Here is a 14,998-nt window from a genome sequence, read left to right on the forward strand (position 1 = left end):
AAAATTGTGCTTATTGCCAACGATCAGAAAATAGAGCCGCTCGCATTTCGCAATGCCATGAGTCATTTTGCCGAGGCGGTGCATGTTGTGACCACCGACGGCCCGGCCGGTCGCCGCGGCGTGACGATCTCGGCAGTCTGTTCGGTTTCCGACAATCCGGCGACCATTCTTGTCTGCCTCAATCGCAGCCACGAATTCAATCACCTCTTCATCGAAAATCAGGTCTTTGCGTTGAATACTCTTTCGACTGGCCAACTGGCCCTTTCGGAAGCGTTTTCCGGCAAAGGTGATTTGTCGCAGCAGGACCGGTTTGCGTTGGGACGCTGGCAAACGTTGCAGACAGGTGCTCCTGTACTGACAGATGCGCTTGCAAGTTTCGATTGCCGCATCATTGCGACGCACGAAGTTGCAACGCATTATGTCATCTATGGCAAGGTGACGGCCCTCAGCATGGGCCAGCCAGGCCAGTCGTTGATCTATCTCAACCGCAGTTATCACAGCGCGGGCGATTAGACCTAGGAGCCATCATGGCTGGAAAGAATGATCCTTCCCTGCCGCAATCGATCGAGGATACGCTGGCGCTGCTTGAAAGCGGCGGATACATGGCCGATCGCGCGCTGGCGACGGTGCTGTTCCTGAGCCTGCGTATGAAGCGCCCTCTCTTCCTCGAAGGCGAGGCTGGCGTGGGCAAAACCGAAATAGCCAAGGTACTTGCCACGACGCTGGACCGGCCGCTGATCCGCTTGCAATGCTATGAAGGGCTTGACGTCTCGTCGGCAGTCTATGAGTGGAATTACGCTGCACAGATGATCGAGATCCGACTGGATGAAGCCAGCGGCAAAGTCGACAAGAAGGCGGTCGAACGCAATGTCTTTTCAGAAAAGTTCCTGATCCGCAGACCAGTGCTCCAGGCTCTTTCCGGCGAGCCGGGAAAAGCACCGGTGTTCCTGATCGATGAGCTTGATCGTACCGACGAAGCCTTCGAGGCATTCCTGCTTGAAGTGTTGTCGGATTACCAGGTTACTGTCCCCGAACTCGGTACCATTCGTGCTGCCGAGCCGCCGCTTGTCGTGATCACGACCAACCGGACGCGCGAAATTCACGACGCACTCAAGCGCCGGTGCCTCTATCACTGGGTCGATTATCCCTCTGCCGAGCGCGAGCTCGAGATCGTTCGCCGCAAGGTACCTGCAGCCAATGAGCGGCTTTCCGACGAGATCGTCCGGTATGTGCAAAAATTGCGTGACGTCGACCTGTTCAAGCTACCAGGGGTTGCCGAAACCATCGACTGGGCAGCGGCCCTGACGGAGATGGATAAGCTGGCACTCGATCCGGAAACAATCTCCGATACAATCGGCGTCCTTCTCAAATACCAGGATGATATCGCCAGAATCGCTGGTGGCGAGGGGCGGCGCATACTTGACGAAATCAAGGCGGAGTTGAGTGCCGCGTGACATGGAAACATTCACTTCATCGCCAGAAATAGTGCGCAGTGAAAGTCGGCTCGCCGACAATATCGTCTTTTTTGCCCGGACACTGCGCAAAGCAGGATTGCGGGTTGGTCCTGCCTCGGTTCGGGATGCGATAGAGGCCGTGTTGGCGGGCGGGATTGGTTCCCGTGATGATTTTTACTGGACATTGCATAGCGTGCTCGTCACGAGGCACGAGGATCATGCCACTTTCGACGAGGCGTTCCGGCTCTATTGGCGTTCCCGCGAACTGATAGAGAAAATGCTTGCCATGTTCTCGCCTGTCGCGACGGCCAGCCAGCGGCCACAATCGAGAGCTGCCGAAACGCGCGTGGCAGAAGCGCTGTTCAAGGGTAGCTCGCGCAATGAGCCGGGGGAGCGACCACCGGACATAGACGTCGATGCGCGCTTTACCTTCTCCGACAGGGAAGTCCTCCGTACCAAGGACTTTGCCCAGATGTCAGCGGACGAACTGAGCCAGGCACGCCGAGCGATGGATGAACTCGCGCTGCCCGCCGACAGGGTCGAAACCAGGCGCTTTCGCAGCAATCCCAAGGGCGCCCGTATCGATCCGCGTGCGATGATGCGTGCCAGCCTGCGAACAGGGGGCGACCTCATCTTGCCGAAATTCCGCTCGCGCCGAGTAGAGCATCCGCCATTGGTTGTGCTTGCGGATATTTCCGGCTCCATGAGCCAATATACCCGGATCTTCCTGCATTTCATGCACGTCATGATGGCCAAGCGGCGGCGCGTTCACTGTTTCGTCTTCGGCACGCGACTCAGCAATATCACGCGACCGCTGCGGCATCGCGATCCCGACGATGCGATCTCCCGTTGCGTCGGGCTCGTCAAGGACTGGTCGGGCGGCACGCGCATTGGCGAAACGCTGCGAGAATTCAACCGCCAATGGTCGCGGCGGGTACTCGGGCAGGGCGCGGTAGTCCTGCTGATTACCGACGGGTTGGAACGCGACGACACGAGCAGTCTTGAAGCCGAGATGGAACGCCTGTCGAAATCCTGTCGTCGATTGATCTGGCTCAATCCCCTGTTGCGATTTGAAGGCTTCGAGCCCCGCGCACGCGGCGTCAGGGCCATGCTGCCTTATGTCGACGATTTTCGAGCTGTGCACAATCTCGATGCGCTGGCGGATCTATGTCAGGCCCTGAGCAGACCCGGTGAGGAGAACGACACATCAAAACGCCGGTCGAGACCTTTTCACGAAGGTGAATTGCACCCATATTAGGGCCGGAGGTCCCCACCATGATATCCCACAATGCACCCGAACAAATTCTCGATCCTTTACTGGTCGCCGAAGGTTGGATGGCCGAGGGCCGCGATGTGGCCATCGCTACGGTTGTCGAAACCTGGGGGTCGGCACCGCGGCCCGCCGGTAGCCATCTGGTTATCGATGAACAGGGTAATTTCGAGGGATCTGTTTCGGGCGGGTGCGTTGAAGGATCCGTGATTGCCGAGGCCATGGAGGTGATCAAGCAGGGTCAACCGCGTATGCTGGAATTCGGCGTCGCAGATGAAACGGCATGGCAGGTTGGCCTCTCCTGTGGCGGCCGCATCAAAGTGTATGTGGAACGGTTGGGCTGAGCGTGGATCCCTATTGCCTCAAGAAACTCAATCAGGAACGATTGGCCAGACATGCCGCCATTTTACTGACCGATCTCGGCGACGGGCGCGACAGGGTAGTCAGGGAAGGCGACCCGGTCGCCGGGCCACTCCGGGACGCGATCAACCAGGCGTTCCTGTCGGGCACATCGAAGGTTGTCGAGATCGAGGGCCGGAGCTTTTTTCTCAATGTGCACCTGCCGCCGCCGCGTCTGGTCGTGATCGGTGCAGTGCATATCAGCCAGGCGCTGGCTCCCATGGCAAAGCTCGCCGGCTACGACATGGAAATCATCGATCCGCGGACTGCCTTTGCGACTCCGGAACGGTTTCCGGATGTCCGGCTCTTCGCAGAGTGGCCTCAGGATAGTCTGCAGGCGCGTCCTTTCGATCGTTATACGGCCGTTGCGGCCGTAACGCATGATCCGAAAATTGATGATCTGCCGTTGGAGCGGGCATTGAGGGCGGGATGCTTTTACGTCGGGGCGCTGGGCAGCCGCAAGACGCACGCAAAACGAGTGGAACGGCTCAAGACGCTTGGCCTGAACGATGAACAGATAGGATCCATTCACGCGCCCATCGGTCTCGACATTGGCGCGGCAAGTCCCGCTGAGATTGCCGTTTCGATCATGGGTGAGGTCATCAAGGCATTCCGCGCGCGGAGTGTGCAAACCGCGCTACGACTGGAAAAGACAGCATGATTTTTGGCGATACTCCCCTGGAGGATGCGCTTGGCGCAATTCTCGCGCATTCGACACATGCGGGCGACCTTAAGCTGAAGAAGGGCCACGTGCTTACGGAAAGTGACATCCGCCGGCTGCGCGAGGCCGGGCTGACCAGAATTATTGCCGCCCGCTTGCACGAAACGGATATCGAAGAAAATGCTGCTGCACTCAAGATAGCCGACGCGCTGCAATGGTTCGGGGTACGAGCCGGGCCGGCTTCGACGGGCAGGGTCAATTGTTACGCGGAGACAGCGGGTCTCTTCTTTGTTGACGTCGAGATGATCAAGGCAATCAACTCAATCGATCCATCTGTGACGATCGCGACGTTGAAACCATTTGAAAGGGTCGAGCCGGAGCAGATGGTTGCGACCGTGAAGATCATCCCTTTTGCTGTAGCTACCACAGTTCTCGACCAGACAAGCCGGCTCGCCGGTGATGGCCAAGCATTCGGCGTACACGAATTTGCCGGTTCGCGCATTGGTTTGATCCAGACGACACTGCCCTCGGTGAAGCCCAGCGTTCTCGACAAGACTCGGCGCGTGACCGACGCACGCATTGCGGCAAATCATGGGTTGTTGACATCCGAGCTTCGTCCGGCACATCAGGTTGACGCCCTTGCGGGCGCGATCCGTGACCAGCAGCAATCCAACGATATCGTCATTGTCTTCGGAGCGTCGGCTGTAGTGGATCAGGACGATATCGTACCCGCTGCAATCAGGAAGGCGGGGGGCATCGTTCATCATGTCGGTATGCCGGTTGACCCTGGTAACTTGCTCGTTCTCGGTGAACTCGAAGGGATACCGGTCATAGGCGCGCCCGGATGCGCGCGGAGCCCCAAGGAAAACGGCTTTGATTGGGTGCTCGAACGACTGATGGCGAATGTACCTGTCACCAGGGCAGATATTGTCGGATTGGGCGTTGGCGGGTTGTTGATGGAAATTCCGTCGCGTCCGCAGCCCCGTGATCCGCGTCCCCCGGTTACAAGGTCGGACGTAGCCATTGCCTTGCTTGCCGCCGGTCAGTCTACGCGCATGAACGGACCCAACAAGCTGCTGGCAACCTTTGACGGCGTTTCCTTGATCCGGCGTTCGGCCCTGACTGCGATCGAGGCGGGGGGCAAACCTGTCATTGCGGTGCTTGGCCATATGGCGGAGCAGTGCAGGGCGGCGCTTGCTGGTCTCGATCTTGTCGTGGCACTGAACAAGGATTACGCCAGCGGGCTCGCGTCATCCCTGCAAGCTGCCATCGGACACGTGCCGCCATCGGCTAATGGGGTCATGATATTGCTGGCCGATATGCCCGCCCTTACGGCCGGGGACTTGCGGACCATGCTCACCCGGTTTCAGGAAGATGGCGGGCAATCGGTGGTCAGAGCGACATTCAAAGGTAAGCGCGGCAATCCGGTCGTGTTGCCTCGCATCCTGTTCGATGAGGTGTTTACGCTTGCTGGCGACGTGGGCGCGCGGCATCTGATCGAACGCGGGGACGTCCCGGTGATCGATGTTGAACTTGGTGAAGCAGCAGCTCTTGATGTGGATACGCCGGACATGTTGAATCGCGCGGGCGGAACCATCACCGAAACAATCCGGTAAGGACTTGCATTTGATCAGGACATTCTTTCTTGGCGCTCTCGCCTTCGTTTGGCTCGTCGGTGCGGCTTCTGCTCTGCAGCTTGAACCCTACAAGGACGAGCTGTTCGCCTATCCCGGTATCCTGAACACCGGCGACGGCGGTGATTACGTTGTCGTGGACTACAATGAAATGCGCGATATCAACGGCCGGGACCAGGTCCCGGAACGTCGCGTCAGACAGAATTACGTGTCGCTTCAGCCGAAACGGACACAAAAAGACCTTGTTGTCACAACGGACAAGGGAACCGTGAAGGTTGTCGCTGCGGGTAAGCTCGACGGCGCTTCTGTTATTACCGTGTATCTGCATGGACAGGGCGGCAGTCGCCAGCAGGGAATGAATGATTTCACCTTCGGCGGCAACTTCAATCGGCTCAAGAACCTGATGGTCCGCAATGATGGGCTTTATGTCACTCCAGACTTCAGCGATTTCGGTGACAAGGGAGAGGCCGAAATCGCCGGTCTGATCAGCTATCTGAAGTCGCAATCGCCTCAGGCCAAGATCTTCGTCGCCTGCGGATCAATGGGAGGCTCGCTGTGCTGGCGGCTCGCCGAGGATGCAAAGGCGGCCGCGAACATCTCGGGCCTGATCATTCTCGGTTCGCTATGGGATGATGGGTTCATTGGGTCGCCTGCCTTCACGCGCCGCATACCGGTCTTCTTCGGCCATGGCAGCCGTGATCCTGCCTTTGGTGTCGACAAGCAGGAAGCGTTCTACCGGAAAATCCGGCAAACCTCCCGCAGCTATCCGGCGCGCTTTCATCGTTTCGAGAACGGCAATCACGGCACCCCCATCCGTATGACAGACTGGCGGAACACCTTGAACTGGATGTTGTCTATCGCACCCTGAACGGTTGTGGCAATAAAGTCCCAATGTGGCCGTTGTGCCACTAGACAATTAGCCAAAACCGAATAGTTTCCGGCCATATCCAGTCCTGCGATAAGTCTTAGTCTTTGCGGAGAGAGTCATGCGCCTGCATACCCGAATTTTAAGCCGAGCTGCCTGCCTGGCAGTTCTCATTCCCATGGCCGCATGTTCCACCACCGGCGAACCGAGCATGGTACCTACGCTTCCGACGTTTGCGCCAATCCGCCCGCCGGTCAATTCCGTGCTAGCGGAACCATGCGTCTCGGCAGCTGCGGCCAAATACTTCCTGTCGGAAAGCAACATCAAGGCCATTGATGCAGAACCCATTGGCGGTGGTGTCAACCAGGTTCGTCTGAAGGCCGACCTGCGCGACGCCATGTGCACAGTGACAGACAAAGGCAAGGTCCGTTCGGTCGTCGACACGATGCCGAAGAGCGCGGATCAGGCAGCCGCGGAAGCGGCGGCAGCGCAGAAGGCCGCAAATCCAGCTCCGGCTGCACCCAAGAAAACCAAGAACCAGAGCTGACGCCGACGCAAGGCGGTGTTCAACGGCGCGGCCCAGACCCGCGCCGTTTTTATTTTTCTTGAGCTTCGGCGGGTACGAGAACCTTGAGCTCGCTCGCGTGAATGGCGATCTTTACGTCCTTCTGCAGGGGAATGAGCTCGCCATCAATAGTTGCCTTGGCGCTGCGTCGCAGATGCGGAAAATGCAAGACCACCTCCTTGGCAGGAATTTCATCAACGTCGGGATTGTTGCGCCATGATCCCGTCAGAACTGTGAATGCCAACTTCATCAAGGCAATCGGCGTCAGGCTACCGGCGATATAGACGCCAAGCTCACCACGATCGGCAAAGTCAAAAACCGGCAGCATGCCCTGGCCATAAGGATTATTGGCGATGGAGATCGCCGATACGGTCCGTTCCGTTTTTACGCCATCTATCTGCAGACGCACGCGGAAACGCGGCGGATTGCCCATGGCCTTGGTGAATGCCCGCAAGCTGGCGAGCCGCTTGCCCCAGCGCGAGCGAAACTCGAGTGTATTGCGCAGTTTGATCATTTGTGGCTGGAAACCGATCGAGAACTGATGAACGAAGCTCTCATCATTGGCTGTGGAGATATCGACAGACTGTATCTTGCCAGTGGCCAGACTTTCCAATGCAGCGTTGAGCTCCAACGGTATCTTCAATGCGCGGGCAAAGAGGTTCATCGTGCCGGCAGGCAATACGGCGAGCGGTACCCCGGTCTTCCAGGCAATGTCGGCGGCAGCCGATATTGTGCCATCGCCGCCACCGGCCATCAGCACATGCTCGCCTTCTTCTGAAGCAGCATGCTTCAATGCCTTCACAATGTTCTTGCCAGCAACAATCTCGCTCTCGAACGAGTGTCCATGCTTTTCAAACGTGGCCTGTGCCATCTCGGCAAACGCCTTCATGTCCATGGTACGAAAAGTGCCGCCATCGCGGTTGAAAACGGCATGGACTTTCATGGGTGATCCTTGGTTGCGGAAGGCAGGAAGGCGCAGGGCATGGTCTGGTCTTGATCGGAAGATGATCAATTGCTCCTTGGAGGCAATGCCTCATGAGCTGTTTGGTTCCGTCGTCGGGGTCAAGCATGGACTGGTAAAGCCAAGTTTCGCAAGAGATGCCCGGATTTCGGGGGCGCTCATGAACAGTCTCCATAACAGGCCGCTACGGTGGTTCTCAATCATCGCAATGATTGGACCCTGGTTGATGGCAAGATACGTTCTGGCGAACCATTTCCTTGTCGGTGAGAAAGCGTCGACGAAGCCAAACCGCCCTGCAATCTTGCCGGCAGGCAGCGTCATGAAGTGCCGCAACGCGCGCATCGACTCCTCCGGCAGATAGGGCAGGCTGCTGAGTGCCGCCGTTGGCGCAACCAATCCAAGGTCCAGGCCGGGTGAGCTTGCGGCATAGCCGCTGGGGCCGTGGCTTGAGGTCAGTCCCCAGCATTCGCGCCCATATCCCGGGTAGCCGTGTGGATTATGCAGGCTGTGCAGATAATTGATGCGGGCATGGTTGCAATTCTGTTCCCAGTAATCGGCATAGCGGTCTACGAGCCCGCGCGGATCAAGTCCGCAAAACGAATAATGTGCGAAGAACAGCGGCCCACCATAGTCGGGACCCAGAGGCAGCTTTACGCCATAGTAATCGCGGCCATTGCGGAAGGCTCCGTTCGCGGCAAAGCCGTAATGATAGATATCGTTTTCAATAGCGAAACCGGGCGATGCGGCTGCCAATACGTAAGTGATGAGCGCCTCGTTCCAGCCGCGTATCGGCACGTTCCGCTTCCAGCCGAACTTAGGACTGTGATGCCAGTACAGTACTTTCTCGTTGTTCCTGACGTGCGAGTTCCATTGAACCCTATGCCACAAACGATTGATGCGATCGCGGATCGTCAGCTCACCGGCCAAGGAAAAATATTGCCGCACGCAGATCAGCCCCTGAAACAGTAGGGATGTTTCAACGAGGTCGCCTCCGTCATCGAACCGCGAGAAGGGCACCGTAGAGCCGTCAGCGCCATTGATGAAATGTGGAAAGATGCCGTTGTAGCTCTCTGCAGACTCGAGCGCCGACAGCATTTTTTCGATGCGCGCCCTAGCATCAATACGGGAAATCCAGCCGCGTTCGGTCGCGACCAAGAGACCCATGAAGCCAAAGCCGGACCCGCCTATTGTCACAAGGTCATTGTTCGGGTCGGCAGTACGGCCCGACCTGTCGCGCGCCAGGCCGCTTTGAGCATGAGCGCCTTCCCAGAAATAGCGAAAGCATGCACGCTGAACCTGTTCCAGGACCGTATCGTCGTCATTTCCCGCGATGAAAGGACTTGGTGGTTCAACTCTAAAGTACATGCGGAGTTGGGGTTCCTTTGGAAAGGGCATTATGCCGCTGCATATGCCGGGTTGCATCGGATGAGCGTCTGCTCTCTATACGGTGTAATACGCGTGGCGTTGCTTTAGAAGGCGTATTCGGGTTTGACCCACAATCTGAGAGGAAGGCGGTGCTATGCAGAAAGATCAGTTCATTTTTGACCCGCTCCCACAGCCAGCCCTGCAGGTGGTCGGCTCGGAGAAGCTGTTTCCTGTCCACCGCATTTACTGTGTAGGCCGCAATTATGCCGACCACGCGATTGAGATGGGTCATGATCCGAACCGCGAACCGCCCTTCTTTTTCCAGAAGAACCCTGATTGCCTTGTCACCAACGGGCGCGATTTTCCTTATCCGCCAGCGAGCAACGATGTCCACTTCGAGATGGAAATGGTCGTTGCGCTAGGAAAAGCAGGCGCTGGCATCGCTGTGGAGCGCGCACTCGAACATGTGTTCGGATATGCGGTTGGTCTCGACATGACCCGCCGAGACTTACAAGGTGAAGCAAAAAAGCTCGGAAGGCCTTGGGAAGTGGGCAAGGCTTTCGAAGCATCGGCACCGTGTTCGGCCATCGTGCCAGCATCCCGTATCGGGCATCCAACGAGCGGTGCCGTCTGGTTGACCGTTAACGGGACCGAGCGTCAACGAGGCAACCTTGACCAACTGATCTGGGATGTGCCTGAAACCATCTCCTATCTTTCCACCTTGTTCACGCTGCAGCCAGGCGATCTGATCTTCACCGGTACCCCCGCGGGGGTCGGAGCAGTTGTCTGCGGCGACGAAATGCATGGCGGCGTCGAGGGAATCGGGGAGATACATGTGCGCGTCATTTGACAGGTCGTCGGCACTTTGCCGACGAAGCCAACAGTTTGCGCCATTCAAGCCGAGAAAAAATTTGGAGCGCGAATGCGCGGTCGACGCCCGTGAATCGACTGACCAGATACTGGATTGAACGCAAAATGCATCGATCCTCCAGGAATTGAGTGCCGTTTCATTTAATTGCAATGATGATAACCCGGCTAAGTAAAAACAGCTCGCAATTCTGTGAAGAACGGCAGTGTTGTCTTTGAAAATAAATAGTCTATTGAGATTCATTCCACTGTCATCTTTTGTCATAAAGCCATCGTTCAATGAACCACCGCATCCTGTTTGGCTCTTATCCAATCCCGCGTTTTGCCGGCATTGCCAGCCATAACTTCGTTGTCTGGACCGATGACAGTGGCAAGCCGCTCCACGAGATCAACGGGGGAGCGGCCAACGAGGATGGCAGTTTCAACTATTGTGCGATCAGTGGTCCATTGACGGCAGTCGTCACGGACTATGCCAAGCGTAATCTCGTTTATTTTCCGGAATTCTACGTGCGCCCGACATCGCGCACGGTGTTGCTGATCGAAGGAAGCCTTGCGTCCATCGCAGCGCGTTGGCGTGCCGCTGTCAGCGTTGCGGAGCGTGTGAGGCATTCCAACCTGCGCTATTCATTCCTGATCCAGAACAGCAATTCGGTCGCGACTGCCATTACCCAAGGTATGGGGCTCACCCCGCCATCAACAGCTGTCGGACGGGTCAGGGCGCCAGGAAGTCATCGCCAATTGATGCTCGATCCTGCTTGAATGAATGTTCTACGTATCATCCGTTTGTAATAACAGCGCGGATATATACCGCCCTGCTTAGAACCCTTTTTGTTTGACCTTGCCCTTGTCCAAGGCGCAATCCCGCCATCATTGCAGTGCTAATGACGCCTCCTGAGATTTCTGGTGAAATTGGCCATTACCGAATCTGTTTCTGACTCCGGATCTTCGTCGATGACGTCTATTCCTACCCACGAGAAGCACCTGCAAAGGCTCGAAGCCCGCGCGCAGTCGAGATTGCCCTGGTGGGGCAAGAAAACCAAATCGGCACTATTCGCATTTTTCGGTATTGCCGTGGCGGTAATCAGCTTGCTCGTCCTTAGTCATTTGTCGAGCGAAATTTCACTGCATGATGTCAAACAGGCCCTGCATGCCATACCAAATGGTGTGCTCCTGACCGCGCTGTTTTTTACGACAGTGAGTTTTACGGCAGTTGCCCTCTACGACGTTATTGCGGTTGAAACCATTGCGCCTGGGCGGGTTCCCTACCACATCTCGGCAATGGCAGGCGGCGCCGGCTACGCGATTTCCAACGCCTTGGGATTTTCGCTGCTGACAGGCGGTGCGCTCCGTTACAGGGTCTATGCTGCCGAGGGCATCGACATCGCCGATATCGGGCGCATCATTGGCACGTCCTGGCTGGCAATCTGGTTTGCCTTCACGATCCTGATCGCAGTTGCGCTTGTCATCGATCCGAGCAGGATTCCGTGGGTCGTTTCCTTTGGGCCGCTGTTGGACCAGATAATCGGCGCGTCAATCCTGGTGGCAGTGGCAATCCTGCTCTATTGGCTTGCACGCCGTGAACGCACCCTTCAGCTGGGGCGAATGTCCGTAAGATTGCCGTCGTCGCAAGGCGCCCTGATGCAAATCGTGGCTGGCCTTGTCGACGTCGCCGCCGCAGCGGCAACGCTTTATGTACTGCTGCCTCAGGGATCCGTCAGCAGCATACCAGCCTTTGCCCTTGTTTATATTGTGGCTGTTGCCCTTGGCATTATCAGCCATGCGCCCGCCGGCATAGGAGCGTTTGAGGCGACGATCATAGCGGGACTAGGTCTCGGACAAGATCCGGGAGCAATTGCTGCACTTGTTGCCTATCGCGTCATTTACACGCTCATCCCGTTTCTTGTGGCGATTGCCGGTTTCGTCATTTCGGAACTGCTTCGAAAGCGCCATGTACTCGCCGGCCCGACAATTCGGGCGGTCAGGATATTCGAGCCGCTGATTCCGCCGCTCTCGGCGGGCATCGCATTTCTGGGCGGGATTGTTTTGTTGATCTCGGCGGTCATTCCGGATTTGCATCAGCGGCTGGAAGTGCTCGCAGACGTATTGCCAATGCCATTTCTGGAAATGTCGCATCTTGGTGCAAGTTTTGTGGGCGTCGCCCTGCTGATCGTGGCAAGAGGACTTGCAAGACGGCTCTGGCGCGCATGGCTGGTTGCACTTGTCCTTTTCAGCCTCGGGGCCATGTTCGCACTCGCGAAGGGGCTTGCGTGGGAGGAAGCTTTGATACTGAGCCTGATGGCTGGCACACTGTTTCTTTTCCGCGATTCATTCTATCGCAAACCATTGGATGAGCGTTTCACCCTAACCTGGGGTTGGCTAGCAAGCATTGGAACGACAGCGTTCGCCGTCCTGTGGCTTGGTTTCTTTGCCTATCGTCACGTCGAATATGCCAATGAACTCTGGTGGCAGTTCGCCTGGGACGCCCAGGCATCACGGTTCCTTCGCGCGTCGGTGCTGGTCCTGACGCTTCTGGCCGCCTTGACGATCAATACGGTGATCAACGGAGTTGGTCGCGGCAAGTTGCGGGCCCAACCCATTCCTGAACAAGTGCCCGATCTTGTCGCTGCGTCTCCGAGGGCTTCGGATGCCTTGGCTTTGCTGGGCGACAAGCGCTTCCTGATGGACAAGGAGGGCAGGGGCTTTGTCATGTATGCGCGTTCGGGCGGCAGCCTTGTTTCGATGGGGGAACCGGTGGGTAGCGATGCAGCTGTCAGCGATCTGGCCTGGGCGTTCCGGGGGTTGGCCGATCAGACAGGGGCGAGAACGGTGTTCTACGGCGTGGGCCCGGAGAGGCTACCGTTGTTCTTGGACATGGGATTGACGGCCTTGAAACTTGGCGAGGTCGCACGGGTGGACCTCAACGACTTTTCCCTGGAGGGCTCCAAGCGCCAGCCGTTGCGCTATGCGGCCCGGCGGCTGGAGAAAGAAGGGATTACGTTCGAAATCATTCCCAAGGATCAGACGCGCGGCATCATGGATGAACTGCGTCTGATTTCCGATGCCTGGCTTGAATTGAAGTCCGGCTCCGAGAAGCGCTTTTCGCTCGGCTCGTTCGAGCATGCATATCTTGCGAATTTCGATATCGCGGTCCTGCGCAAGGAGGGCGCGATCGTCGCATTTGCCAATGTATGGCGCGGCGCTGCCAACCAGGAGATCGCAGTGGACCTGATGCGACATCTGCCCGATGCCTCGAGTGTTATCATGGACGGACTTTTCGCCAACCTCTTGATGGCAGCAAAGGCGGAAGGATATCGCTGGTTCAACCTGGGTGCAGCGCCGCTTTCAGGTCTGTCGGACAGCCATCTTGCGTCGCGGTGGAACCGGATCGGTTCGTTTATTTACCGGCGTGGCGCCGACTTTTATCGGTTTGACGGTCTGCGCGCTTTCAAGGATAAGTTCGGCCCGAAATGGACACCCTATTACCTGATCTGTCCCCCCGGCCTTGCAACACCCCGATCGTTGATTGATGCGACAAATCTGGTGAGCGGCAGTCCTTTCGAGGTTTTCAAACGATGAAGTCTTTGCGCCGACCCTATCTTCCAGTTTTGCTTGCTCTTGTTGTTGTCAGCCTCATCCTGTCTGCCGTGCTTCACTATCTTCCCCGTTTCTGGTCCACGAGCAATCAGCTTCTCGTTTCTGCAGAGCGGCTGAACGATGTGCCGCTTTTGCAGCCCGATGGCAAGCCAACGGGCATTGCGATCCTGGTATCACAACGGGGCGGCCTCGCTACCGATGATGAAGCCATGACGAAGCTGCTGCTCGATCGCAAATTTCTGGTGCTGACGGTCGATCTCGAGAATTGGCGGAAGGAACTTGATCAGGATACGGGAGAGTGCACCTATTTCGTTTCCGATCTCGAGGGTGTGGCCAAGGAAGCCCAGCGCATGATTTCCGTTGATGCCTATATGCACCCGGTGGTCATTGGCATTGGGGAGGGCGGCGTCATGTCCTACGCGTCGGTTGCCGACGCTCCGGCGGCGACGCTTGCCGGTGCTGTGGCGGTTGATCCCTCGTCCGCCCTGAAGACCAAGTTGCCATCCTGTGAGGGCGCGGACTACGAAGCTGTGGCAGGCGAAGGATTCAGTTACTCCTACGACGCAGATTTGCCAAATCCGGCGACCATAGTCCGGGAGACGCCCGATCCAGACACCAAGGGTCCTCCAAGTTCGGGGTTTTTTCTGGCGCAGGAAAAAATCGGAGCGACGCGGTCGGAGCGCCTGGAAATTGCGGCCAATGCCGCGGTTGACATTGCCCGGGAGGACGCGTCCGAGGAATCCCTGCCGATCATCGATATTCCTGCCGGAAACGGGCCCGCGAAATATTTGGCCGTGTTCTTTTCGGGCGATGGCGGGTGGAGAGATATCGACAAGTCCGTCGGAGACATCATCGCAAAAGAGGGTGTTCACGTCATCGGTGTGGACTCGCTGCGTTACTTCTGGACGCAGCGCCAGCCGGAAGATATCGCCAAGGACATCACAAGGATGGTGGCGAAAGCCGATCCTACAGGTAGACTTCCGGTCAGCCTGCTTGGCTATTCGTTTGGTGCGAATACCATACCATTCGCATGGCCCTATCTTTCGAAGCAGCTTCAAGACCGAATAACTCTGGTAGGCCTGATCGGCACCGAGGAAACCACTCCGTTCCAGGTTTCCGTTGGTGCATGGCTTGGCCTTGGCGGTGACAATGAGGTGGCGCCGGCGGTGGCGAAACTGCCGTCAGACAGGGTGCTTTGCGTTTATGGCTCCCAAGAAGACGACACCGCCTGTACAGCCCCATCCTTGGCCTCGGTACAGAAGATCGAACTGCCCGGAGATCATCATTATGACGAAAAATACGATACGCTTGCAGCCAAGATCATGGAGGCCATAGTTGCCCGGCAGCCAAAGTAGTGGGACGT

14 protein-coding genes are annotated in these 14,998 nt (G+C 57.2%); 12 read left to right on the top strand and 2 right to left on the bottom strand.

Annotation, left to right across the window (positions count from 1 at the left end; translation table 11 throughout):
* The first annotated feature begins 57 nt into the window (after positions 1-57).
* The 8 genes from K9U38_RS01505 to K9U38_RS01540 all read left to right on the top strand — a co-directional run bounded on the left by K9U38_RS01505 (position 58) and on the right by K9U38_RS01540 (position 6,830).
* Positions 58-513, top strand: a complete 456-nt coding sequence (locus K9U38_RS01505; protein WP_224492854.1) for a flavin reductase — start codon at positions 58-60, stop codon at positions 511-513.
* A 14-nt stretch (positions 514-527) separates the two neighbouring features.
* Positions 528-1,454 carry an AAA family ATPase gene (locus K9U38_RS01510; RefSeq protein WP_224492564.1) on the top strand — a complete coding sequence of 309 codons (927 nt, stop codon included), beginning with the start codon at positions 528-530 and terminating at the stop codon, positions 1,452-1,454.
* 1 nt (position 1,455) lies between these two features.
* A complete protein-coding gene (locus tag K9U38_RS01515) occupies positions 1,456-2,712 on the top strand; it encodes a vWA domain-containing protein (protein ID WP_224492565.1) in 1,257 nt (418 codons plus the stop codon).
* A gap of 17 nt (positions 2,713-2,729) precedes the next feature.
* Entirely contained in the window at positions 2,730-3,068 is a 339-nt protein-coding gene (locus K9U38_RS01520) for an XdhC family protein (protein WP_224492566.1), read from the top strand.
* A gap of 2 nt (positions 3,069-3,070) precedes the next feature.
* Positions 3,071-3,784 (top strand): XdhC family protein, encoded by a 714-nt coding sequence (locus tag K9U38_RS01525; RefSeq protein ID WP_224492567.1) that lies wholly within the window; start codon positions 3,071-3,073, stop codon positions 3,782-3,784.
* Positions 3,781-5,400 carry an NTP transferase domain-containing protein gene (locus K9U38_RS01530; protein ID WP_224492568.1) on the top strand — a complete coding sequence of 540 codons (1,620 nt, stop codon included), beginning with the start codon at positions 3,781-3,783 and terminating at the stop codon, positions 5,398-5,400. The genes K9U38_RS01525 and K9U38_RS01530 overlap by 4 nt, the downstream gene beginning before the upstream one ends.
* Positions 5,401-5,410: 10 nt before the next feature.
* Positions 5,411-6,286, top strand: a complete 876-nt coding sequence (locus tag K9U38_RS01535) for an alpha/beta hydrolase family protein (protein ID WP_224492569.1) — start codon at positions 5,411-5,413, stop codon at positions 6,284-6,286.
* Between the two features lie 118 nt (positions 6,287-6,404).
* The gene (locus tag K9U38_RS01540) at positions 6,405-6,830 is read left to right on the top strand and encodes a hypothetical protein (protein WP_370631800.1); all 426 of its coding nucleotides are present in this window, start codon (positions 6,405-6,407) and stop codon (positions 6,828-6,830) included.
* A 49-nt stretch (positions 6,831-6,879) separates the two neighbouring features.
* On the opposite strand, the gene K9U38_RS01545 is transcribed toward K9U38_RS01540, so the two are convergent.
* A complete protein-coding gene (locus K9U38_RS01545) occupies positions 6,880-7,791 on the bottom strand; it encodes a diacylglycerol/lipid kinase family protein (protein ID WP_224492571.1) in 912 nt (303 codons plus the stop codon).
* Positions 7,792-7,881: 90 nt separating this feature from the next.
* Complete coding sequence (locus tag K9U38_RS01550) at positions 7,882-9,174, bottom strand: glucoamylase family protein (RefSeq protein ID WP_224492572.1); 1,293 nt, start codon at positions 9,172-9,174, stop codon at positions 7,882-7,884.
* A 154-nt stretch (positions 9,175-9,328) separates the two neighbouring features.
* Between K9U38_RS01550 and K9U38_RS01555 the strand changes: the two genes are divergently transcribed.
* From K9U38_RS01555 to K9U38_RS01570, 4 genes are all read left to right on the top strand, one after another.
* Complete coding sequence (locus K9U38_RS01555) at positions 9,329-10,024, top strand: fumarylacetoacetate hydrolase family protein (protein WP_224492573.1); 696 nt, start codon at positions 9,329-9,331, stop codon at positions 10,022-10,024.
* A gap of 296 nt (positions 10,025-10,320) precedes the next feature.
* Positions 10,321-10,800 carry a hypothetical protein gene (locus K9U38_RS01560; RefSeq protein WP_224492574.1) on the top strand — a complete coding sequence of 160 codons (480 nt, stop codon included), beginning with the start codon at positions 10,321-10,323 and terminating at the stop codon, positions 10,798-10,800.
* 192 nt (positions 10,801-10,992) lie between these two features.
* Positions 10,993-13,617 carry a bifunctional lysylphosphatidylglycerol flippase/synthetase MprF gene (mprF, locus tag K9U38_RS01565; RefSeq protein WP_224492575.1) on the top strand — a complete coding sequence of 875 codons (2,625 nt, stop codon included), beginning with the start codon at positions 10,993-10,995 and terminating at the stop codon, positions 13,615-13,617.
* Positions 13,614-14,990 (top strand): virulence factor family protein, encoded by a 1,377-nt coding sequence (locus K9U38_RS01570; RefSeq protein WP_224492576.1) that lies wholly within the window; start codon positions 13,614-13,616, stop codon positions 14,988-14,990. The genes mprF and K9U38_RS01570 overlap by 4 nt, the downstream gene beginning before the upstream one ends.
* The last annotated feature ends 8 nt before the right edge of the window (positions 14,991-14,998 follow it).

This window comes from Phyllobacterium lublinensis (assembly GCF_020164435.1).
GTDB classification, from domain to species: domain Bacteria; phylum Pseudomonadota; class Alphaproteobacteria; order Rhizobiales; family Rhizobiaceae; genus Phyllobacterium; species Phyllobacterium lublinensis.